Raw genomic sequence first — 24,381 nt, 5'->3', positions numbered from 1 at the left:
GAATAAAATGAAATGACACAGTTTATTGAACACTCCCTCAAGTACTTGGATGCGTTCAAACTATGGAAAATCTCTTAGAAAAACTCTTTTAGAAAGTTATAATGTTACAAATCTTATTGATTTCTCAGATTATCCAGTATTTGAGTCAGCAACTGTCTTAACTAACATAATCTTTATATCAAAACAATCTTATCAAAAAAACACAAATGTATGTTTGATAGAAAAAAATTTAAAGCCAGATTATAATGAATTAAAAAAATATTTAAAAAGAAGAGAATATATTGTTGCTTTAGAATTAGACAACCCCTGGTCTATTACTTCATTCTATAAATTTGAAATAAGAAACAAATTACAATTAAATAATCCTACTTTAAAAGAATTAGGATATTCAATTAGTAATGGTTTTAGAACAGGTTTCAACGAAGCTTACATTATTGATGAAATAACAAAAAATAAACTAATTGAATCAGATTTAAAAAATCAAGAATTGATAAAACCACTAATTAGAGGTAGGGATATTAGGAAATATGACGTTAGTTTTGAAAATCTTTTTGTAATAATTGTTGCAAACGGAAAAGGAAATAATCTTCAAGCTGATTACCCATACATATTTCAATATTTGTTAGGATTTGAAAAACAGTTAAAAAATAGAGGACAAGTCAAAAATGGTCAACATCATTGGCTTGAACTAGATAATCATCCAAATGAAGAATATTTGAAACTTTTTGAAATTCCAAAGATTACTTATCCAGAAATCACAAAGTTTTTGCCTTTTTATTATGATTTAAATTCAAAATATTATTCAAACAACAAGACTTTTTTTATAAATGGAAATAGCCTAGAATTACTTGTATCTTATTTAAATTCTAAGTTATTCAAATTTGCTTTTTTAGAAACATTTCCAGAATTACAAGGTAACAGTAGAGAGCTAAGAAAAGTATTTATGGAACAAATACCTTTTAAATTAATTAGTGAAAAAGACCAACAACCTTTCATTGAAAAAGTCGATCAAATCTTAGCCCTAAAAAAAGACAATCCTTTGGCGGACACCAGTGCATTAGAGCGGGAGATTGATTGGATGGTGTATGGGTTGTATGGGTTGAGTGAGGAGGAGATAACTATTGTAGAGAATAGTTAAGGAAAATGATTTGGTTTGTAGGAAATGTTAAATTAATTTTTTAGATTTGGGTTTCTGAATACAAATACCACGGATTTTAGCGGAGTAATGAAATTATGTGACTTTTTAAAAGTTATATAAATATGAATATATTTACTGGTTAGCAGCTATACTAGAAAAAATCGTAACAATACAACATTAAAAATAAAAATATGTATCGAGGTTTTAATTTAAAAATCCCAACTGATATAGACACTTCAGCAATCAGCATTGGAAGACAAATTTTAAAAATAAATAATGACAATGTAAAAAAATCTTTAGATAGTTTTTTACTGGATAATGGTTCGTTGGATGGAACAAGAATTATGGAAGAATGGTTTCCTGAAATAAAATCACATATATTTCTTTCACATTCTCATAAAGATGAAGAGAAAGCATTAGCAATAGCTGGAATGTTGTATGAGGAATTTAAAATATGGACATTTATTGACTCAACAGTTTGGGGATATTCAAACAAATTATTGAAACAAATTGATGATAAATATTGTCTCCAACCAAATGGAGAAATGTATGACTACGACAAACGTAACTATTCTACAGCTCATGTACATTTAATGCTATCTACTGCGTTAAATAAAATGATTGATCTCAATGAATGCTTGTTTTTTCTTAATTCACCAAATTCAATTTCAACTTCAACAGAAATTAGTCAAAAAACAAATTCTCCGTGGATTTTTTCTGAAATTGCAACAACAAAAATTATTAGAAAACAAACTCCACAAAGACTAAAAAGAGAAACAAGACTTTTCTCTACAGAAGATGTAAAAATGATGAACGAAAGTGCTTTAATAAATTTAAATGTTGAATATGACTTAGAACTATCACACTTAACAACATTAAGTGCATCAGATTTAATAAAATGGTTTAAAACTTCTGCTAGTTCTCCACAAGAAGCTCTTGATAATCTATACAAACAGCATCCTATAAATCAAAAATTCTTAATATAATGTATGAAAATAAGTTAAAACATTTAGAGTTTATTCACAACACTATAAATAGAATGAGTACAAATTCATTTATAGTTAAAGGTTGGGCAATTACACTTATTTCGGCACTTTTTGTTCTTGCTCAAAAAGATTCAAATACAACATATGCAATCCTTACATATTTTGCAGTACCAATATTTTGGTATCTAAATGCTTTTTTTCTTTTACAAGAAAGGCGATATAGAAGTTTATACGATGATGTTAGGCTAAAAGACGAGGCCTCAATAGATTTTTCTATGGATACAAGAGGCTATAATACAGGACAAAACACAATAAAAGAATGTCTAAAATCAAAAACAATATGGCCTATTTACTGTCTTATGCTTTTAATCCCAATTGGAATATATTTATGCTGTAATTTGATTAAGTACAGCTGCTAACAGCAGTAACCCAGCTATTCAAAGTCTTCTTTGATAGCACACCGCACGGCAAACCCCGATAGATATCGAGTCCTGACTTCGCCGCAATAGGCTAAAAAAACGTATATTCGAATAGTAAAACGTAAAAAGGATAATGAGTTATCTTCTATTGTTGATAGGACACAGTTGGGTTTAGGATTTTAGAGGATGTTGGAATAGATGATGTGGGTTTTAGGAAATGTTAGATTAATTTTTTAGATTTGGGTTGGTGAATGCAAATAGCAAAGATTTTAGCGGAATAATGAAATTATGTGACTTTTTTTAAAGTTATATAAACATGAATATAATGTATTTAATAGTTAGCACCAATTTTAAAAAAAAGAGAAAATGAAAACAACAACAAAATTCAAAACAGGACTGACAATTATTTTATTTTTATTAATACAAGGACTTAAAGCCCAGAATTTAGACAAAGAAACTGACGCATTTCCGCCAGATTTTGGTAAAGAAAAAACCCATGTTGTTTTTTTAACTATTCCCGGAGATTTTCAGTTGAATAAAGCCGTAAAGAATGCTTTTAGCAAATATTACACAGGTTCATTTGAAATTATAGAATTTAAAAGTAAAGAAGGCAGAAAACACAATGTAGAAGGAACAAAATACTACGCTTTTAGAGTAATCTATGACAGACAATCAGGTTATTTTTCAGGCGGTGAAAGAGTTAGTCCTGATACAAACTATTCATTTGGTATTAATGACATTGCAAGTGACAAGTTGTATAAACTTTCTTTTTTTGGCGGGACTTATAAAAAATTGTTAGAAGCGTATGTGAAAAAATTAGAAGAAATCAGAAAATCAAATGAAAGTTCCAACTGATTTTCTTTAATAACCCGCTCGGCGAATGTCTCTGACTTCGCCGCAACATTAAAAAAACGTATATTCGAATAGTAAAACGTAAAAAGGATAATGAGTTATCTTCTATTGTTGATAGGACACCGTTTGGGGGACAAGGTTTGGTGAGATGCTTCCTGCGTCAGCATTACAAAGGGGGTGTAAATCAACCAGCTAGGCAAAGTGTTCAGCACAAATAGCCTGTAGAATGCTCTGCAAATTCCGATTGCTATCGAGAGTTGACTCGAACCCTCGAAGTGTTTTGATCTCTTCGAGTGTTAGAAAAAAACAAAATCAAAAAACGCATAAAACCCATGAATAAAAGCATAACGTTTTGGTCAGGAATAATTGGGGTAACCTTATTCACGGTGGCTTCAATAATTGGTGGTTTTCAGTTTGACCACTACAACCCACTTTCGCAATACATAAGTGAGACGTATGCCATTGGTACGCCCTACGGTGAAGCTTTAAGGTATTTTGGTTATATCCCAAGTGGAATTTTTTTGGCGGTATTTGCTTTTTCTGCTCCGAGAATTTTCCCAACCTCTTCCTTCATCAAGACCGGTTTTTGGGGTATCGGTATTTTTTATGGAATTGCCACTGTGGTTGTTGGTATTTTTCCCTGTGACAAAGGCTGTAATAAAGAATGGGTTGACCCAAGTATTTCCCAATTGATTCACAACTTTACCGGTTTATTGACGTATCTATTTGTTCCTTTAAGTCTATTAGCCATAGGCTTCGGTTTGCGACAATTGAAAACACTTCATAGATTATCAACCATTGCACTAGCATGTGGACTTAATTGTATGCTGTTCATTGGGATATTACTATCCGATCCATTGTCAGACTATGTCGGGCTTTATCAAAGGATTATTGAAGGAACATTTATACTTTGGATAATAGTTTGTTCATGGCATTGTAAGAACAGTTAGTCAAGCAATCTTTGGAGGGTTTAAAAGTTTAAGAGTTTAAAAGTTTAAGGGTTTAAGGGTTTAAGAGTTTAAAAGTTGATAGTGGCAAGAAAAGAATTGTACTTCGTATGAAACATTACTTAAATCTTTCACAACTGTTTTCTATTACACAATTGACCAATTGACTAATTGACAAATTGACAAATTGCCGCATTACAAAAACCATTCATCGAGAAAACACTCCACTCAACGATTTTTTAAGGTACTACATTCTATAAGAACTACATTTGTGGTACCAAAAAACAAAACTTCCCAAAATTATATTGTATTGGTTAATAAGCATTTATTAACTCAATGAACTGTAAATAGAAAACTATTTACACTCCTTTTATAACACTGTCCCAAATCAGTTTATGAAAGTTCAACCTGCATTATTTACTCTTAAAGTAAAAAATTGCAATAAGCATTTGTCTAAACCGTGAAGAAAATGAAAAGAGATTACCAATTATTGTTACCCCAATCAAAAAGCTTTATTTTATCGCTCGCAACTATATTCTTATTCTTGATAGGAATGGTTACAGGTCACACACAAGTAACCGAAACATTTACTACAACCGGAAACGGTTCTTGGGTTTGCCCACCCGGAGTAACGAGTATTACAGTAGAATGTTGGGGTGCCGGTGGTGGTGGTCAACGGGTTACAGGTAATACGGCTGCGGGTGGAGGAGGTTCAGGAGGAGGTTATGTAAGAACAACTTATACTGTAACACCAAACACAAGTTATGACTATTATATTGGGGCAGGTGGTTTAGGAACCACCGGATCAAATGGTGAAAATTCATGGTTTAATAATGCAACAACCATTTTAGCTGTTGGTGGTAGAGGTGCTGGAGCTCCCATAACCAACAATAACACCTGGGGAACAGGAGCTGCAGCCTTTACAACCGGAAATATTGGAGGGACTCTCAATAGTTCATACGGTGGAAACGGTGGTAATGCCGGAAATAATTTTAGTGGCGGTGGTGGTTCTAGTGCCGGAACAACAGCTTCCAATAATGCAACAGGAATGACTGGTGGAGCAGCTCCAACGGATGGTTTTGCCGGGGCTAACGGAAGAAATACAAATGGTGGAGGTGCAAATGGAGGAATTGGTGCAGGTGGTGCAGGAGGAAGAACGTCAAATAATGATAATTATAATGGAGGTGCTGGTGGCCGAGGACAAATACGAATTGTATATAACAACCCAAATGCTCTTTGTACAAATGCCTTATCATTGCCTTGCGGTACTGTAAATATGAACGGATTTACAATCGGTTCTTCTAATACGCCTCATGGTTCAGGATGTTCAATGAGTAATTATGGCGTATGGTACACGTTTGTGGGCGATGGTCAATTTACAACCATAAGCTCAACAGCATCTGGAGGATATGATCATGAAATGTCTATTTCCAGTGGCACATGTGCTACCAAAACAAATATAGCATGTATCAACAATAATGGTGCAAATGGTACGGAAAGTTATACTTTTCAAACCACAAATGGTACTACTTACTTTGTTTATATTGCTCATCAAAATAATGGTTCAACTACAACTGGTCGATTTACCATTTCGAGAACATGTGTACCCTATTGTACACCTGTTGCCAGTGATACCGTACACGGAAGTGGAATTACCAATGTTACATTTAGTACCGTAAACAATACGACTAACAATAGCCTGACCTATAATGATTATTCCAATTTAGTAGGAAGTGCACTTCAAGGTTCTGCCATGCCAATAAGTGTTACAACCAATACGGGCAATAATTCGTATAACATCAAAATTTGGGTAGATTGGAACAATGATTTTGACATGACCGATCCGGGAGAAGAAGTATTCTCAGGAATTATTAATTCGAATACCATTAATGGAACCATCAATATTCCGCTTACCGCAACAGTTGGTAATCATCGTTTACGTGTTGGAATTGCCCGTAGAAGGATGGGTGGCGGAAATGAAATTCCTGTACCTTGTTTTAATGGAACACGTGGAGCATATGAAGATTATACCTTGAATGTGTTGGTAGCCATACCTTGTACAAATCCACCTGCAATTGTTACAAATCCTTCAAACACTACCGTTAATACAACTGGAACAACCAGTTTTACGGCGTCTTTTAATGGAAATCCAACCAGTTATATCTGGCAAGTGAGTACCGATGGTGGAGCTAATTTCAGCCCTATTACCAACGGTGGCGTTTATTCAGGAGCAACAACTGCTACCCTAACGATAACTAATCCACCGAGTTTGATGAGTGGATTTATTTATCAAGTGGCAGCAAGTAACGGTTGTGGAACTTCTGCATTTACCACTCCAAGAACATTAACGGTAACGGTAACGTATTGTACGCCGGCTTCTACTTCTTCTTCGTATTATATTTCAGGAATTACTTCAGAAGGAAATTTAAATGATGTGGCCAATGCTCCTACCGGGTATTCTGCCGGAGGTTTTGGTAATTTTTCGAATATTATTATTGCTACACAAGTAGCCGGAGGAGGTATCAATATTGACATTAATTTGGTTGGATCACAGTTTATCAGAGGTTATGTAGATTGGAATGGAGATGGCGATTTTACGGATACCGGTGAAGAAATTTATACCACTGCAAATATCGCAACCGGTAGCACTTCATTCGGTTTTGTTATACCGAATGGAACACTTCCCGGGAATTACCGTTTTAGAATCAGAACTTTAGGTTATCCGTCAGGTTCAACCATTGCCACCTGTAATTCACTACCAAGTGGAGAAACAGAAGATTATACGTTAAAAGTAGTTCCTGATTGTGCTGCCAAAATTGATTATGTTATCAACGGCTCAGTTTGTGGAGCCAATAATCCGGTAACGATTGAAGCAGTTGGATTAGGAAATACAACCCATTACCGATGGTATACTAGTGAAACCGGCGGAACATATATTGCTCAAACCACAACCGGAAGTTATACCACCTCAGCATTAAGCAATACAACAATATTCTATGTTACGGCTTTCAACGGAAGTTGTGAATCTTTAGTGAGAACACGTGTTGTGGCTACCATTTTGCCTACCACAATCATTAATTTTTCACCGGCTGCCCCTACTACTTGTGGAGATAATGAAGTAATTACAATTAATGCATCCGGAGATTACATTACAGAAGAAATTCTTTTTGAAGATTTCGAAAATGGTTTAGGAGCATTTACCGTAACTACTCCAACCAATAACAATGGTGGTATTGATAGTCCATGGAGTGTAAAAACAAGTACTTATCAACCTACAACCACATCTGTGTGGCGTCCTGCAATTAGTTCGGGAAGTATTGATAATAATTTTGCTTTTACTACTTCTGATTACAATAATAACTTACTCGTAACGCAATTATCCACAACATTAGCTGTAAACACAACTGCTTTTGTAGATTTAACGCTAACCTTTGACCATTACTATTCTTATTTCAACGGAGATAATGGTAGAGTACAAATTTCAACCAATAACGGAACATCTTGGGCTGACTTAATTGTATATAATTCCGATATCGGTTCCGCTTCAAAATTTACGAAAGAAACCATCAATTTAACCGCTTATATTAATCAACCATCTGTTTTATTGCGTTTTCAATATAATGGTGGCTGGGATGATGGTTGGGCCATTGATAACATACGAGTATTTGGAACAAAACTATTGAATACTACCTTTTCTTGGAATGGTTCTGAACCGGTTGATGCTTTTACTGATTTTGCTTGCACAACACCTTATACCAATCAGAGTATTTCTACCATTTATATCCGACCAAATCTTTCACAACTTTTGGTGGAAAACTATCCGTTTGTGGTGAGTGCTACCTTAGGTAACGGGTGTACGATTTCAGAAACCATTATCATTACCAATAAATCAAAAGTATGGCAAGGTACTAGCAATGATTGGAGTAATGCAAACAATTGGTTACCATTGGGTACTCCATTAGCAGACAACTGTGTGGTAATTCCTCCAACTGTAAATCAAGCTGTTATATCCGGTAGTTTTTATTCCGCTTTTGCCAATACGATTACCGTAAAAAATGGCGGACAACTTATTGTAGAACCTAATAATTCCATTACTGTAACCAACCGTGTTACAGTGGAAAACGGAGGATTATTTACATTAGAAAACAATTCTAGTTTGGTACAAATTGATAATGTAGTCAATAGCGGAACAATAACTTATAAAAGAGAAGCCACTAACATCAAAGGATTGGATTATGTATATTGGTCTTCGCCGGTGGCAAATCAAAACGTAAACAGTATTTATACTAGTCCAGCACAAGGACCAAAATACAAATGGAATCCTATATTGAATAACGGAAACGGAAACGGTGGTAACATTAGTCAAGGAACTTGGGTAAATGCAGGTGGTAATATTATGGAAATAGGTAGAGGATACATTGTCAGAGGTTCTTCCAATACGGCAATGGCACCTACTACTCTTTTTAGTACGTTTTCAGGTGTAGCCAACAATGGTTCCATCAATTATACCGTTGAAAGAGGTCAATATACCGGAGCTCCTTATGCCGGAGTAAACGGCTCCATGATTACAAATTTAGACGACAATTGGAATTTGATTGGTAATCCATATCCATCGTCTATCAATGCTTTACGCTTTTTATCGGATAATAGTAGTGTTATTTTGGGTAGTGCCCGTTTATGGACTCACGGTAGTGATATTGCTTTTACAAATGGCACCACAGTAACCAATCCATTTTATGGAAGTTTTGCTTATAACTATTCTTCCTCCGATTATTTGTTTATCAACTTTACTGGAAGTACAGTTCCATCAGCAGGAGATTTTATCAAAACGGGGCAAGCCTTTTTTGTTCAAATGGTTGACGGTCCGGGAAATGCATCCGGTACAGTAAATTTCAATAATTTGCAACGCAGCAATACCTATCCGAATAATAATTTCTTCCGTCAAGCAGATATTCCGATGGTGGAAAATTCGTTGATTCCGGCAGAACGTCATCGTATTTGGTTAGATTTAGTGAGTCCAACACAACAGTCTATCACAACCATGATTGGTTATGTAACCGGTGCAACTAATGAAAAAGATTCTTTCTTTGATGCTTCGGAGAAAGTAAGTGGTTCAATGGGAATTTATTCTGCTATTGGAGATGAAACCTTTGCCATTCAAGGTCGTTCTTTACCATTTTTAGTTGCTGATGAAGTGCCGATAACTGTAAAAACAAGTGCATCCGGTACACATCATTTGGCCATTTTAGCAGTTGATGGATTATTTGATGAGCAAGTTATTTATGTTAAAGATGCGTTATTAAATGTGGTTCACAATTTAAAAGAAGCTCCGTATGCATTTACAGCAACTGCAGGTGTGCATTCTAATCGTTTTTCTATCGTATATCAAAATGAAGCATTAGGTTTACCCGATACAATTGAAAATCAAGTAATAGCATTTAAAGACCAAGCCAAACAATTGCATATTTCTACCGGAAACGAAACGATGGAACAAGTTCAATTGTATGATTTACAAGGTCGCATACTAAAAACTATAAAAGATATTCAACACCATGAATTGTCAGTGAATATAAATGAATTTGCTGATCAGGTTTTATTGGTAAGCATTCTTACTACATCACAACAAAAAATAACAAAAAAAATTCTCTAAATACGCTTTCCCAACTGATAACGTATAGCCAAAAGGGTAGTTTTTTCAGGTTTAACTTGAAATAATTACCCTTAAATTATATCATAATAATTATCTTTGAGGTCATTTGATATAATAACGATTATGATGACCATTAAAAAATATATTTACCTATTCAGTTTACTACTAATTGGCTTAAATTCTCCAATTTGGGGGCAAAAAAAAGGAGTACCCAAAAAAGAAGTTTCCCTTTTTGTTCCCTATAAAGTAAAAGATAAATTTGGTATTGCCAATGAAAAAGGTGATTTGATAGTAGCTCCTCAATTTGATTACATATCCGTTTATGATACACCCAATTTCTTTACCTGTTTTACGTATGATGCCAATAAACGGTATCAAACCAGTTTAGTAGTAAATGATAAAGTTATATTGAGTAATCAACCCTATTTTGGTTATTTCAACAATCAAAATATTGTATTTGCGGCGAAGGAAGTTGGTGGTAAAGGTTCCGGTTATTATTCGCTCCGTCCGGAAGAAATTGATTTGTACACCATAAAAGGGAAAAGAATCACTTCTGAAAGTTATATTCATGCCAGTATATTTGAAGATTTTGATAAAGAAAATATATTACCACAAGTTGTACTTTATTTAATGCATCGGGATAAAACGTATTCACTGGTTTTATATGATAAAAAAACAGCAACTATTACTACGACATTTGTGAATAAAGCGTATGACATAGAATTTGAACGTTTAGAAATGCTAAGCGATACTAAAGAATTACATGTGAAATATGTGGACATGCAACAAAAAGGACATGAACTAAAAATCGGTATCAAAGGAAAATCGTTTGTTAAAACATTTGAAGGTACTTATAACGTTCAACATCAAAAAGATGCATTTTCATTTGATGATCATGTAGTAGCTGTTCCTGATTGGGATAGTGAAAAACAACCTAAACCTACTTTTACGGAATCAGAAATCACTAGTAAAAAATTGGATATTCGAAAAGATTATCAAACATACCAACCCTCAAAGTTGTTATTTTTATCACACAAACTAGACCCAAAATACCAAAAATTGATTTTTGAAAATGAGAAAAAAGGATTAATGAATACATATGAAAACAAGGTAATATTACCGGCTATTTATGATGAATTTTACAGTGCAGACTTTAAAGGTATTCATGCTAGCGGCTTTGTTTTGAAACAAGATGGAAAATACCGTTTAAAAGTGTATAACTTTGGCGGAAAGGAATCTCCTGTTAACGGTCTTTTTGAACAAGTTCCTATGATAACCTTTTTTGAATACGGCAGAAAAGATTTTCATCTTGTTAGTTTGTTTGATGAAAACGGAAACTTTATATGTTATGCGAATCAGGATGGGGAAATATATTTTCGAGAATGATGATGTTTACTCTAAAAACCTTCTAATAGCTTGAAGCCCTTCAAAAATTGATATAAATTTTTTCTAATGTATTTGATTTAGTACATTTGGAAAAAAAAGTTGAAAAATACATTTACCTTTCTCTTACTTTTAACCGCTCAGATAATAATTGGACAAACAATTTCCTTTTCTGATAGTCAACTTTTGACAAAATTGCTGAGTGCAAGTCCTGAAAACAATGTAGCAATTAATTTGGAAGGACAACCTATTCGAATTGATACCGATTTAAATGGTTCTATTGAAATTAGTGAAGCTGTTTTGATAAGAGAATTAAATTTAAATGCGAGTTCCATCACAAGCTTAGATGGATTACAATTTTTCTCTTCACTTCAAATTTTAAATTGTTCAAGTAATCAGTTGACTACATTAGTACTTCCCTCCTTTTCAAATTTAGTATTTTTTGATTGCAGTATAAATCAATTAACTTCGTTAGATATTAGTTTGAATCCTGGAATTACTTACTTAAATGCAAGACAAAATCAATTGCAATCGATTATCTTTCCTGAATCTTCTGCGTTAAATTATTTGCAGTTAAATCAAAATCAACTAAACAATTTAGATGTAAGTTCTTTAACCTCATTAACTATACTTTTGGTTAATGAAAATCAATTAAACAGCTTGAATATAAATGGATTAACTCAACTTATTTCTCTTCAGTGTCAATACAACCAATTAACAACGTTAAATTTATCAGGACTTTCTAATTTAGCTGGTGTATCGTGTGAAGTAAATCAACTGCAAAACATACAATTAGAAGGACTTAGTTCCTTAACGCATTTGGAATGTTATGAAAATCAGCTCACTTCAATAGATGTAAGTGATTCGCCTCTACTAGAAATATTGTTATGTTTTCAAAATGAGTTAGTCGACTTAAATCTAAAAAACGGAGCACAAGAATCAGTTGAGTTTAGCTCCAATCCAAATTTAAGTTATATCTGTGCAGATGAATCACAAATAGATGAGATTATCTTTTTAACGAATGATTGGGGTATTCCTAATTGCACGGTAGATTCAAATTGTAGTCTATCTATTCCTGTACTTAGTGCAAAAGAAAATATAAAAATAGCTCCTCATCCCATTCAAGAAGAATTTTCGATACAATCAATTTTACCAATTGAGCGTGTAATGTTATGGGATGTTTATGGAAGAAATCTCAGCATTATGTTACAATCAAAAAATGAAACATATACATTGCGAGTTCCTTCAGGAATGTATATTTTAGAAATTACTACAAATGAAGGCATTTTCACTCAAAAGATTATCAAACAATAACATTAATCTCCAAGAGTTTAAAGTTGCTTAAAATATTCTTTTAAATACTTATCATTATCATAGGTAGGCGTAAAAATCTCTAATAATTTTGGCTGTTCTGTCGATTTAAAAAAAGACGCTAGTTCAACTGCTAAGTCTTTTTCGTTGGCGGCTTTACTGTATTCAAAACGATACATGTTGGCAAGGTGTTCCGCTGTTAAAGAGTGAGCCGTTTCAAAATAAGTGTGAAAGGTATCATTTTCCTGATGGCCTGGCAGTATGCGGAATATACCTCCTCCTCCATTATTGATGACAATGATTTTAAAATTTTTAGGAATGTAATTGTTCCACAAAGCATTACTGTCATACAAAAAGCTCACATCACCCGTAATTAATACCGTTTCTTTTTCTGATGCCAAAGCAGCACCAATTGCGGTGGATGTACTACCATCAATTCCACTTGTTCCACGGTTACAAAATACTTGAACTGATGGTTTCATTTCAAACAATTGAAGGTAACGAATAGAGGAACTATTTCCCATTTGCAAATGAAGATTTTCCGGTATTTCTTTTACAATTTGTTCAAATGCTTTGAAATCACAAAAGGGTAACTTTTCCATGTAGCTTTTGTGTTTTTCACTACGAGAAGATTTGATTTTTAAGCCTTCATCTCTGTAATTACTTTCAATATATTTAGTGTAGGGCAAAAACTGATTAAAAAAATCATTTGGATTGGCTTCAAAATGAAACGTCAAATTTCCAAAAGTGTTGTAAGCCCTTAATCGATCTACATGCCAATGGTGTGTTGGAGGAAAACTTCTCAACATCGCTTTGATACGTTTTGATACAATCATACCACCAAAAGTCAAGACGATATCAGGACGAAAAGCTTTAAAATCCTCTTTAGTAAAGGGAGTAATTATGGTATCAATACTATTTAAAAAAGAAGGATGATGCACATTAGAAGTTGTCTCCGTCATCACTAATACTGATGGGTCATTAGCTAAATGATGAATGACTTGAGTATCAATTTCATTAGGATTCAATGTTCCAATTAAAATGAGTTTCTTTCGGGCTGTATTCCAAATGTTAGTGGAAGCTATAATGTCTTCAAAAGGAACATTCCGATAAACTTTTCCTAAGGTTGAAATCATGGTATCAACAGTTGGCACCGAAATCGTTTCATACAAAGGCTCTTCAAATGGAGCGTTGATATGCGAGGGTCCGCATTTTGAAAAAGCTTTATTAAATGCCTCATTAATTAAAAAGTCATTTTCTTCAGATGCTTGTTCAGTAAGATTGGCATTAAAGTGGGTATGATTTGCTAATACATTTTCCTGACGTATGGTTTGTCCGTCACCTATATCAACCATGTGTCTTGGGCGATCTGCAGAAATAATTACCAGCGGAATCATACTGTAAAATGCTTCTGCAACGGCCGGATAAAAATTCAATATAGCTGAACCGGAAGTACAAATCACTACAACCGGCTTTTTAATTTGTTGAGCAATTCCAAGAGCAAAAAATGCAGCACAACGTTCATCTGCAATACTATAACACGTAAAAAACGGATTGCCGGTAAAACCAATGGTTAACGGTGCGTTTCGAGAACCGGGAGAAATAACGATATGTTGTATTCCTTTGGCATGACAAATTTCAATGATGCTCTGGGCTAAAGGAATTTTTGGATAAATCATGTGCTACACCTCAAAATAAATACGATAACTCGTTAAACAAAAATATGCTTTTCCGATGGATAAGTCTATTCGAATACTGTAAAAGTTTTGTTATATTTGAACAACTTTTCAACAAAATGAATCTTCACATCCGCCCTTACACTGAAAAAGATATTCCCGCAATATTGGCTATTATCAACGATAATATTTTACATTCTACTTCTTTGTATGATTATGAACCGAGAACATTGGAAAAACAAACAGCACTATTAGCCGAAAAAAGTGCCAAAAACTTTCCGGTGATTATTGCTGAAATGGATGGAGAAATTGCCGGTTTTGGCATGTATGGTGAATTTCGTTTTAGGGATGCCTATCGGTTTACGGTGGAACATTCGGTCTATGTTTCGTCAGAATGTAAAGGTAAAGGTGTGGGTGGACAATTACTTCAATCACTTATCGAATTAGCCAAAAAACAAGGTTTACACACGATGATTGGTGTGATTGACGCAGAAAACACCGAGAGTATTCGCTTTCATGAAAAATATGGATTTAAAACTGTTGGTGTAATTAAAGAATCCGGATTTAAATTTGAGAGATGGTTGGATTCAGTTTTTATGCAAAGGATATTGTAAAATGAGAACGCAGATTAAATAAATTTATAAAATTTTAAAAAATTATTTCAAATTCTCTAATTTTTCTTATTTTTCTTATTTTTCTAATCCGTGTTCAATAAAGGTTTTTAAAGCAAGAACACAGATGTAAGAAATCAACAAAATTTTTCCAATTTTTCTAATTTCTTACATCTGTGTTCAAAAAATAAAATGGGTCAAATTAGCTTGCTAACCAATTCAGTATTTCTTGGTCTTTTGGGCTTGTTCTGGGACTAATCACTTTTTCCAATTCTCCTTTTTCGTTGAGTAAGTATTTTTGAAAATTCCAATCTACTTCACTGTCTTGCACACCGTTTTTCGCTTTTTGAGTCAAAAATTGATAAATAGGGTGCATCCCTGCACCTTTAACAGAAATCTTGCTCATCATAGGAAAAGTTACCCCATAATTTTTTTGACAAAACGCACCAATCTCTTCGTTTGTTCCCGGTTCTTGACTCATAAAATCATTGGCCGGAAAACCAACTATCACCAATCCTTTATCTTTGTATTGTTCGTAAAGAGCTTGTAAATCTTTGTATTGTGGCGTTAATCCACATTTGGAGGCTGTATTAACAATCATAACTTTTTTACCTTTTAAGGAGGCAAAATCAAATTCTTTTCCCTCTAAATCGGTTACTTTAAAACTGTGAATAGATTGTTTCATGGTACTTTGTTGAGTAGTTGACGATTGAGATTTTGTTTGTGCTTGGTTTTGACAACTTAGCATTAAAAATCCTGCTAATGCGTAAAAATATGTTTTCATCTTTTTTATTTCAAATGTACTTTTTTTAGGGTTAAGTTTTACTAAACAAATCATAAATACTTGCTAAACTATTTTGATTATAAACTAATGATAACATTAAATTATAAATTACAATCCTTCAAGTACAGTTATCCATTCATTAAAATGAGAACATTTATTTCTTAATTCAGTTATACCTATTTCTTCTGCAACCAATGGACCAACCTGGGCTTTTTGACCTTCGTAAATTGGTAAATACTTAATAATACGTTTTGAAGGTGCTGTTAAGTAAGATTCATTTATTTCTTCTGGATTCTTATTCAAAATTTCATCTTTAAGTTTTGAAATTGCATTTTCATATTGAGGATACATGAGTAATAATTTATCTGGATCAACAAGAATCAATGATTCAAATTCATGTAATTGAACGTATGGAATAAATCTTGGATAATTAATATCATGAAATATAGCCTTCTCTAATGTCTTTACTTTAAGATAAGGATCATTTATTATTTGTATATTTTCTTTATAAGGACTTTCATAATCTTTTGGAAAAGCATATAAATCAATAAAACTTGTATAAAAAGTATCCTTTCTATCCTTCTCTGATTCAATCCATCTTGTTACATCATTTTTAAATTTACTATATTTTAATAAACCTCCTTTGGCTGGTTTGTTAGCCGTCTTATCCCATCCGGTTCTAATTTTACGTGCTGAAATAAAAATGTTTAATGAAGCAAAGTGCTTAATCATTACTTCATTTATAAAGTTTTCTTCAGTACTTCCTTCTACTATAATGTTTAAATATTTCATGGTCTTCCCCCTATTATATTTTTTTCCCATATCTGACCTACTGAAAAATCATCTAAATAGACTTTTAATGAATTTGAATCGGGTCTATGGTAAATAGAGTTTCTCCCTTTGCGATCAATAACAACTAGATCTTCTAATTCAAAATTATTCACTAGGCTTATTGATTGAGTTGCAACAAATACTTGACAATGTGAAGAGGCTGTCTTTATTAGCCCTGCTACAGTATCTATTGCACTTGGATGTAATCCTAATTCAGGTTCATCCAAAAACAAAACTGTTGGCAGATCTTTAGGGTTTTGCCCTAATAAACTTATTAAAGCAATTGTTCTAAGCATACCATCTGAAGCTTGACCTGCATTAAATTCTTTATTTGTTCCTTTTTCTTTCCAACGTAATAATATTTGACCAAACTCAGGGTATAAAACAAAATCATCAAAAAAAGGCAGTACTAATCTAACATATCTAACAATCCTCATATAGTATGGTTTCTCTTCTTCCTGCAAGCGATATAGAAAACTTGCTAAATTTTCACCATTTTGTTTTAACCATCGACCATCAGATTGAGACCACTTAAGTCTCATTGGTGCTGTATCACTAGTATTATGAAACTGATATACTATTAATTTTCTCAATAAATTCAATATTACATTTGTAGTTTTATTGTTAACTTGAGGTAATTTTGCTTCTTCATGTCCAACACCACATGAACTCCAAGATGCTTGACCTTCTTTTTTAAAACTACTAAATCGATAAAATTCTTCTCTAAAAACTAATTTATCAGGCTTAGCAAACATTAAGCTAAATTTGTATTCATTAATTCCAAATTTATTATTAATTGATATTTCAGCATCTATGCTCTTTGTAGTATCCACACCATCATGAAGAATATCATTTGCACCCCCTAAATATGCAACATGTTCTTGAAGCTTTCCATCAGAATTTAACATCCAACTTAAGAATTTAAAAAAAGAAATAAAATTACTTTTTCCAGCTCCATTTGGTCCAATTAAAATATTAATTGGTCTAGGTTCAAAGTTTTCAATTTGTTTAATAGTCTTATAACCTTTGATATTAAAAGATTTTAGTTCTATTTCTGACATATATTTAAATTCTTATAATGTTAATGAATGTAAAATTAGTTTATAAACTGTAATAAATATAAAAAAACTATTGTTTATAAAACTTTTTATACTGAATGTACGACAAAATACCTAATGCCGTAACAGCTGCCACAGAAATATAAACAAAACTTGGCGTTACAACTTTATCACCACTTGCATACGAATGTAATCCGGTGAGGTAAAAATTCACCCCAAAATAGGTCATCATAATCGAATAAAAAGCGAAAATACTCATCAAATTAAACACCCATGTTCCTCTCAAAGCCGGAACAAATCGAGCATGAATCACAAACGCATATACCATAATACTAATCAATGCCCACGTTTCTTTTGGGTCCCAACCCCAATAGCGTCCCCAACTTTCATTCGCCCATTGACCGCCTAAAAAGTTACCAATGGTTAACATTACCAAACCTATTGTTAAGGCCATTTCGTTGATATACGTTATCTCTTGAATGTTCAACTTCATTTTTTCCTTGTTTTTTTCATTGGTTAAAAGAATCAGCAATAAAGCTACTATTCCTAAAATCATTCCTAATGTAAAAGGTCCGTAACTCGCTACAATTACTGCCACGTGAATCATCAACCAATACGAATTTAAAACCGGTTGTAGGTTTGCAATAGAGGGATCCATCCAATTCCAATGAGCAATCATCAGAATCATAGAGGTTACAAAAGCAGCTGAAGCAACTGTTAATTTTGATTTTCTATCGAATGCCAAACCAAAAAACATGGTAGCCCAAGCCACATAAATCATACTTTCGTAGGCATCACTCCAAGGAGCATGACCGGAAATGTACCAACGAGCAATTAATCCTATCGTATGTAAAACAAAGAAAATACCAATCACAATATGAAAAGCATTTACAGCATAATGAATGAACTTTGACGGTTTGAAAATTTGAATGATGGTGAAAACCAACATCATTACACCCGCCAACATATACAAATAAAACAATCGTTTAAAAATGTCGTATTTATTGTACTTAATTTCGGCATCTATTTTACTGTCTGCCGGACGAACTTCACTTCCGTATTTGTGTTGAAATTTATCAATTCCGTCCAAAATATCGTTTGCCATTTTATAGTCTTGCTTTTGACTGGCTTCTGCCAAAATTTGCATATAAGCCGGCAATATATTCTTCAGGTTTTTAAGTTCGGTATCTTCATATTGTTCCAATTCCAAATACGAAATCCATTTGTTGTTTTCATCATTAGGCACCGGAAAAATTTTAAGAATACTTCCACTCAACGCTGAATTTAGTAAAACCACTTTTTTATCTACCTCGATAAAATCTTTCTGAAATTGGTTGGGAATAGCTGCTTTATAGGCTTCATCTAAAAAAGGTCCCAATTTATAATTCCCTTTTGCATCAAAAAAGCTGATAAAAGGGGCAAATTTCGCATCCTTTTCTAACCCTAAAACCGAACGAAGACTGTCGTTTCCTCTTTTTAAATACACCAATGGCACTTCAAACCACGCATTGGGCGTTTGCGACATGGAAAGAAAAACTTGGTCAGCTGAAAATCCTTTGTAATGATCACTTTTACTCACTTTTCGCAACAATTCAGACGAAAAAGTATTAATAGGTTTCATTCTTCCTCCGGCATCTTGAATCACTAATCGTCCAAATTTTGCGGCGTGTTCAGGAGTTGCAATATTGGTTTCGATGAACTTTTCCACTTCAGCAAGAGTCGGACGTTGATGAGCATGATTTTGGGCTGAAATTCCGATGGAAAAAAACAAAAAAATTAGGGATAGTAAACTTGCTTTTTTCGTTTTTACTTTTTCCAGTTTACTTTTTAAATCGGCAAAACGGGTATTTTTATCAAACATAATAGCCATCATCGCCAAATACAATAAAAAGTAACCGATATAGGTTATCCAAGTTCCCCAAAAATCATGGTTAACGGAAAGAACTGTCCCTTTTTCATCCGGGTCAAAAGACGCTTGAAAAAAGCGGTATCCTTTGTAATCCAATATATTATTCATGAAAATATGAGCATCTTGTTTATCCTTTCCGTCAATCACCGTTACTTTACTTTCAAAAGCAGAATAGCTATTCATCGTTCCCGGATAGCGTTTGGCAATAAAATCATTCAATTGAATTTTGAACGGAAGTTCATAAACTTTGCTTCCAAAGAAAAGTGTAAAATCCAAATCACCTAATTTCACCGATTGAGGTTGACCCATTTTTCCTTTGGAACCTACAAGAACTACTTCTTCTTTTTGGTTGTTGGCTTCTACTTCTACCACCAATACATCGTCGGTTTGTTTGTCTTTCCAATCGTTATTGGAAACCCATTCTTTTTTACCTTTGATTGGAGCTTCCGGCAATACAAATTGAGCTCCGGCAATGTTGTAAAGTGAGCGAAACATCAACGGTTGAAGCGAATCTTTTACAACCAATCCTTTTAATTGGTCAGCCATTCGCATAAAATCTCCACCAAAATTCGATTGAATAAAAAACTCATTTTCTTTTTGAATGATATTAATGGCTCCACTTGTTTCTTTGTTAAAGGCAAAAAGGATTCCGTGCAAACTTTGCACTTCGCCTTCTTTTAAATAATGTTCATGACGAGTTCCCCCACTCGATTCAACCAATTTCAAAAACGTTTCACCGGTTTCATCCGGTTGTATAGTTTCGGTAGCATTCATGATGAAATTTTTGTACCGAATACTATAGGGTTGAGCATCAAATCTATAGTTAATGGTAAAACTATTATTGGCCGCTTGTGATAAAATCAAGGGTTTTTCAAATGTTTTTCGTTTGGTTTCGCCTTTGTAATTACCATCTGTTAGAATGGTTAAATAGGTTTTATCCGAATAAAAACGACTTTCAGCTGCTCCTTCACGGATTGGCATCATGCCTTCAAAACTGATGTAGCGTGTGATGAAAGCACCCACAAGTATAAAAATGAACGATAAGTGTAATAAAAGTGTAGCCCATTTTTCTTTTTTCCAAAGTTGGTATCGGCTAATATTCCCGAAAAAATTGATTACAAAAAAGACCATGATTACTTCAAACCACCAAGCGTTATAGACCCAAATTCTCGCGGTATCGGTATCGTAGTAGCTTTCAATAAAGGTTCCGGCAGCCATTGCCACAGCGAAAGAAAGAAATAAAAAAGCCATTAAACGAGTGGAAAAAAGGAAGGAATATATTTTTTTGTCCATTTTTAAGAAGGATAATTTTTTGAAAGCACAAAAATACTTATAAAAGAAAGAAACTTGTTGATTTTTAAAGAATTTTTAAGTGTAGTTTAAGACGGTTTTTATTCTTCGTAATTTTAATCGGAAATCGCTTGTGTTTTTCTTATTTTTGACCCATGGTTTCAATTGTTATTATCGGTTCCGGAAATGTAGCTCAACATTTGATTACTGCTTTTTTGCAAAGTAATGAAGTGGAGTTGGTTCAGGTTTTTTCCAGACAAAAAGAAAAGGTTTCGCATTTGATATCTTTAGATAAAATTGTTTCGGATTATGCGGAAATTAAATCAGCTGATGTTTATCTTCTTGCCGTTTCAGATAATGTTATTGCAGAAGTTTCGGAAAAACTCCCTTTTGAAAATCGTTTGGTCGTTCACACTTCGGGAAGTATGCCTATGGAAATTTTAGAACCTAAAAATCATCGTGGCGTTTTTTATCCGTTACAAACCTTTACCAAAAATAAAGCAGTTGATTTTAGTGTAATTCCTATTTGTTTGGAAGCTGAAAATGAAAATGATTTTTTAACCCTCAAAACAGTTGCACAATCTATTTCATCAAGGGCAGAATCCATTTCATCGGAACAACGAAAAGCATTACATGTTGCCGCAGTTTTTGTGTGTAACTTTGTGAATCATCTCTATCAAATGGGTCAAGAAATTTGTGAGGAACACCACCTATCTTTTGAATTATTGCAACCCTTAATTTTAGAAACTGCTCAAAAGATTACTCAGTTGTCGCCAAAAGAAGCACAAACCGGTCCGGCAAAGCGAAATGATACTACCACTATCAATGCACATTTGCACTTTTTGACCGATGCAAACCAAAAAGAAATGTATCAACTTTTAACTAAATCCATAATTGATCATGGAAAAAAACTATAAAGAATTAATGCACGACATTACCACATTTATTTTTGATGTGGATGGCGTTTTAACGGATAGTTCAGTTCACATAACTCCAACCGGCGAAATGCTTCGTATCATGAATATTAGAGACGGATTTGCAATGAAAGCCGCCATAGAAAGTGGTTATAATGTTTGTATCATCTCCGGAGGAAGCAATGAAGGCGTTCGCATCCGATTCAAAAATTTAGGCATTAATGACATTTATTTAGGTTCTCCTGACAAGGTAAAAACTTTCAACGAATATTGTGAAAAGTATCAAATCAAACCGGAACAAGTTTTATACATGGGCGATGATATTCCTGATTATCATGTGATGCAATTGGTTGGTTTACCTACTTGTCCGCAAGATGCGAGTCCGGAAATAAAGGCTATTTCAACTTACGTTTCACATAAAAATGGTGGAAAAGGAGCGGTTAGAGAAGTCATTGAACAAGTGATGAAAGTGCAAGAAAAATGGCACTTGTATTATAATGGGAAACATGATTAAGCATTTTAAATTGAAGGTAAAAAAGTAAGGAAGAAAGTATGGTTTATTTACGGTTAATACGTTTTCAGAATTTAGTTTTATTGGCATTGATGCAACTCGTCTTGCGGTATGGATTTTTAAAATACCAATCTGTTGGGTTAGCTCTGGCGGATTGGCAATATCTTTTATTGGTTCTCGCTACTATGCTTATTGCCGGTGCCGGATATGTAATTAATGATATTTTTGACCAAGATGCCGATGAAGTCAATCATCCGAATAAATGGATTGTTGGAAAAATTATTCCGGAAGCCAAAGCCTACAACATATATGTAGCATTGAATATTACAGGAGTTGGAATTGGATTTTATCTTTCCAATGTCATAGGAAAACCAAGTTTTGCCACCTTATTTATTTTTGTTGCAGCCTGTTTGTATTTTTATGCGACCACATTAAAAAAGTATATGATTATAGGCAATCTTTTGGTTGCCGTCTTAGCGGCAATAAGTGTTTTAATCATTGGTGTTTTTGATATTTTTCCGGCTACTCATCCTTATAATCGGGAGCAAATGAAATTGTTATTTGAGATTCTAACCGATTACGCTTTATTTGCCTTTATGATTCATTTCATACGAGAAATTGCCAAAGATGCCGAAGATATAAAAGGTGATTTAGTGCAAGGTCGAAAAACCCTTCCAATGGTTATTGGAACTCGAGCTACTTCATTTGTTTTGAGCGGATTGGTTATTATGAGTTGTGTAATAGTAGGATGGTATTTGTATAAAAATTTAATGCAAAATGAATTGTATCCTGCTGTACTATATGGATTAGCAACAGTGATAAGTCCACTACTCTATTTGGTCATAAAATCAATTGAAGCAAAAACAGAAGACGATTTTAATCATATCAGTAAAGTTTTGAAGTGGGTTATGTTTTTTGGTTTGTTTGCTTCTGCAGTAATTACCTATTCTATTTTACATCATGCTTAGAGAAAAATTAAAACATACCCGTTTAATTTTAGCATCCGGTTCACCGAGGAGACAACAATTTTTCAGAGAATTAGACGTTGATTTTGAAATACGATTAAAAGAAGTAGAAGAAATTTTTCCACCGGAATTACAAGCAGAAGAAATCACCAATTATTTGGCCGTATTGAAAGCAAATGCCTTTGAGGGTGAATTGGTAAAGGGCGATTTATTGGTGACTAGCGATACTATAGTTTGGCATAAAGGCAATTGTTTAGGAAAACCAAAAAGCAAGGAAGACGCTGTAGCCATGATTACATCACTTTCCGGGTCAACTCACGAAGTTATTACTTCAATTTGTTTTAAAACCGTTGACTATACAGAAGTTGTATTTGAAAAAACAAAAGTTACATTTGAATTGTTAAACAAAGAAGCGATTGATTATTATGTTGAAAAATATCAACCCTTTGATAAAGCGGGAAGTTATGCCATTCAAGAATGGATTGGTTCAGTAGGTATTTCTAAGATTGATGGTTCCTATACGAATGTCGTAGGTATGCCGATGCATCTTGTTTATCAAAAATTAATGCAGTTAAAATAAATACAAAATGGATTTTTTTAAACTTTACATCAAAGAAGAAATTGCGTCAGCAGTGGTTCTTGTTTTGTTAATTATATTGAGGATTTCTGTAAGTAAAATTGTTAAACGATTTGCAAAAGTCAGTTTAACGTTGGAACACCGAACCAATTTGGTTATTAAATATTTTAATATCCTTTTTGGAACATTAGCCATTATTGCATTATTTATTATTTGGGGTGTAAAACCACAAAACATCATTTTGGTAGCTTCTTCTATTTTTGCTGTAATTGGTGTTGCTATGTTTGCACAATGGTCCATTTTAAGTAATATTACTTCTGGAATTATTCTCTTTTTTTCTGCACCATTTAAGATTGGAGATACCATTAAAATCCACGACAAAGAATTTCCAATTGAAGGTGAAATTGAAGACATTAGAGGGTTTCACACTTATCTTAAAACGAAAGATGGAGAATTGATTACCTATCCGAATAGTTTATTATTGCAAAAAGGAATTAGCGTGTTGGTTAAATATTCAGATGAAAAAGAATTTACCGATTAGGTAGTCAAATAATGAAGCTTACGTTCCT

General features: G+C 33.5%; 19 protein-coding genes. 14 read left to right on the top strand and 5 right to left on the bottom strand.

From position 1 onward, the window contains the following. Positions 1 to 49 precede the first annotated feature (49 nt). The 8 genes from H601_RS0111390 to H601_RS0111355 all read left to right on the top strand — a co-directional run bounded on the left by H601_RS0111390 (position 50) and on the right by H601_RS0111355 (position 12,689). The gene (locus tag H601_RS0111390) at positions 50 to 1,138 is read left to right on the top strand and encodes a TaqI-like C-terminal specificity domain-containing protein (protein ID WP_026711639.1); all 1,089 of its coding nucleotides are present in this window, start codon (positions 50 to 52) and stop codon (positions 1,136 to 1,138) included. A gap of 191 nt (positions 1,139 to 1,329) precedes the next feature. Further along, positions 1,330 to 2,124: a hypothetical protein gene (locus H601_RS0111385; RefSeq protein WP_026711638.1), complete on the top strand. Its 795-nt coding sequence runs from the start codon at positions 1,330 to 1,332 to the stop codon at positions 2,122 to 2,124. Positions 2,125 to 2,177: 53 nt separating this feature from the next. After that, entirely contained in the window at positions 2,178 to 2,543 is a 366-nt protein-coding gene (locus tag H601_RS0111380) for a hypothetical protein (protein WP_211223551.1), read from the top strand. Between the two features lie 366 nt (positions 2,544 to 2,909). Then, positions 2,910 to 3,398, top strand: coding sequence for a hypothetical protein (locus tag H601_RS0111375; RefSeq protein ID WP_026711636.1), 489 nt, complete (start codon positions 2,910 to 2,912; stop codon positions 3,396 to 3,398). Between the two features lie 329 nt (positions 3,399 to 3,727). Continuing rightward, complete coding sequence (locus H601_RS0111370; RefSeq protein WP_156900396.1) at positions 3,728 to 4,345, top strand: DUF998 domain-containing protein; 618 nt, start codon at positions 3,728 to 3,730, stop codon at positions 4,343 to 4,345. A gap of 466 nt (positions 4,346 to 4,811) precedes the next feature. Further along, positions 4,812 to 9,992 (top strand): GEVED domain-containing protein, encoded by a 5,181-nt coding sequence (locus H601_RS0111365; RefSeq protein ID WP_156900395.1) that lies wholly within the window; start codon positions 4,812 to 4,814, stop codon positions 9,990 to 9,992. A gap of 123 nt (positions 9,993 to 10,115) precedes the next feature. Beyond that, positions 10,116 to 11,378, top strand: a complete 1,263-nt coding sequence (locus H601_RS0111360) for a WG repeat-containing protein (RefSeq protein ID WP_156900394.1) — start codon at positions 10,116 to 10,118, stop codon at positions 11,376 to 11,378. 99 nt (positions 11,379 to 11,477) lie between these two features. Next, positions 11,478 to 12,689 (top strand): T9SS type A sorting domain-containing protein, encoded by a 1,212-nt coding sequence (locus H601_RS0111355; RefSeq protein WP_026711632.1) that lies wholly within the window; start codon positions 11,478 to 11,480, stop codon positions 12,687 to 12,689. A gap of 17 nt (positions 12,690 to 12,706) precedes the next feature. Here H601_RS0111355 and menD read toward each other — a convergent pair whose 3' ends face one another. After that, positions 12,707 to 14,365, bottom strand: coding sequence for a 2-succinyl-5-enolpyruvyl-6-hydroxy-3-cyclohexene-1-carboxylic-acid synthase (menD, locus tag H601_RS0111350; RefSeq protein WP_026711631.1), 1,659 nt, complete (start codon positions 14,363 to 14,365; stop codon positions 12,707 to 12,709). A 116-nt stretch (positions 14,366 to 14,481) separates the two neighbouring features. On the opposite strand from menD, the gene H601_RS0111345 reads away from it, so the two are divergent. Next, positions 14,482 to 14,976, top strand: coding sequence for a GNAT family N-acetyltransferase (locus H601_RS0111345; RefSeq protein ID WP_026711630.1), 495 nt, complete (start codon positions 14,482 to 14,484; stop codon positions 14,974 to 14,976). Positions 14,977 to 15,175: 199 nt separating this feature from the next. Here H601_RS0111345 and H601_RS0111340 read toward each other — a convergent pair whose 3' ends face one another. The 4 genes from H601_RS0111340 to H601_RS0111325 form a co-directional block, all read right to left on the bottom strand. Beyond that, positions 15,176 to 15,757: a glutathione peroxidase gene (locus H601_RS0111340; RefSeq protein ID WP_026711629.1), complete on the bottom strand. Its 582-nt coding sequence runs from the start codon at positions 15,755 to 15,757 to the stop codon at positions 15,176 to 15,178. A 108-nt stretch (positions 15,758 to 15,865) separates the two neighbouring features. Then, positions 15,866 to 16,549: a DUF4276 family protein gene (locus H601_RS0111335; protein WP_026711628.1), complete on the bottom strand. Its 684-nt coding sequence runs from the start codon at positions 16,547 to 16,549 to the stop codon at positions 15,866 to 15,868. Then, the gene (locus H601_RS0111330) at positions 16,546 to 17,649 is read right to left on the bottom strand and encodes an AAA family ATPase (RefSeq protein WP_026711627.1); all 1,104 of its coding nucleotides are present in this window, start codon (positions 17,647 to 17,649) and stop codon (positions 16,546 to 16,548) included. Before H601_RS0111330 ends, H601_RS0111335 begins: the two co-directional genes overlap by 4 nt. 67 nt (positions 17,650 to 17,716) lie before the next feature. Further along, on the bottom strand, positions 17,717 to 20,848 hold the full coding sequence (locus H601_RS0111325) for a cytochrome c biogenesis protein CcsA (protein WP_026711626.1): 3,132 nt from the start codon (positions 20,846 to 20,848) through the stop codon (positions 17,717 to 17,719). A gap of 152 nt (positions 20,849 to 21,000) precedes the next feature. Between H601_RS0111325 and H601_RS0111320 the strand changes: the two genes are divergently transcribed. From H601_RS0111320 to H601_RS0111300, 5 genes are read left to right on the top strand one after another with little or no spacing between them, the layout of a single operon-like run. Next, positions 21,001 to 21,762 (top strand): Rossmann-like and DUF2520 domain-containing protein, encoded by a 762-nt coding sequence (locus H601_RS0111320; protein ID WP_026711625.1) that lies wholly within the window; start codon positions 21,001 to 21,003, stop codon positions 21,760 to 21,762. Then, the gene (locus H601_RS0111315) at positions 21,746 to 22,273 is read left to right on the top strand and encodes a KdsC family phosphatase (protein ID WP_026711624.1); all 528 of its coding nucleotides are present in this window, start codon (positions 21,746 to 21,748) and stop codon (positions 22,271 to 22,273) included. The genes H601_RS0111320 and H601_RS0111315 overlap by 17 nt, the downstream gene beginning before the upstream one ends. A gap of 38 nt (positions 22,274 to 22,311) precedes the next feature. Further along, entirely contained in the window at positions 22,312 to 23,238 is a 927-nt protein-coding gene (locus tag H601_RS0111310) for a geranylgeranylglycerol-phosphate geranylgeranyltransferase (RefSeq protein ID WP_051220733.1), read from the top strand. Further along, positions 23,231 to 23,815 (top strand): Maf family nucleotide pyrophosphatase, encoded by a 585-nt coding sequence (locus H601_RS0111305; RefSeq protein WP_026711622.1) that lies wholly within the window; start codon positions 23,231 to 23,233, stop codon positions 23,813 to 23,815. The genes H601_RS0111310 and H601_RS0111305 overlap by 8 nt, the downstream gene beginning before the upstream one ends. Positions 23,816 to 23,822: 7 nt before the next feature. Further along, positions 23,823 to 24,353, top strand: coding sequence for a mechanosensitive ion channel family protein (locus H601_RS0111300; protein ID WP_026711621.1), 531 nt, complete (start codon positions 23,823 to 23,825; stop codon positions 24,351 to 24,353). Positions 24,354 to 24,381: the final 28 nt, after the last annotated feature.

This window comes from Flavobacterium filum DSM 17961 (assembly GCF_000425465.1).
GTDB classification, from domain to species: domain Bacteria; phylum Bacteroidota; class Bacteroidia; order Flavobacteriales; family Flavobacteriaceae; genus Flavobacterium; species Flavobacterium filum.
This window is presented reverse-complemented; position numbering and strand designations above follow the sequence as displayed.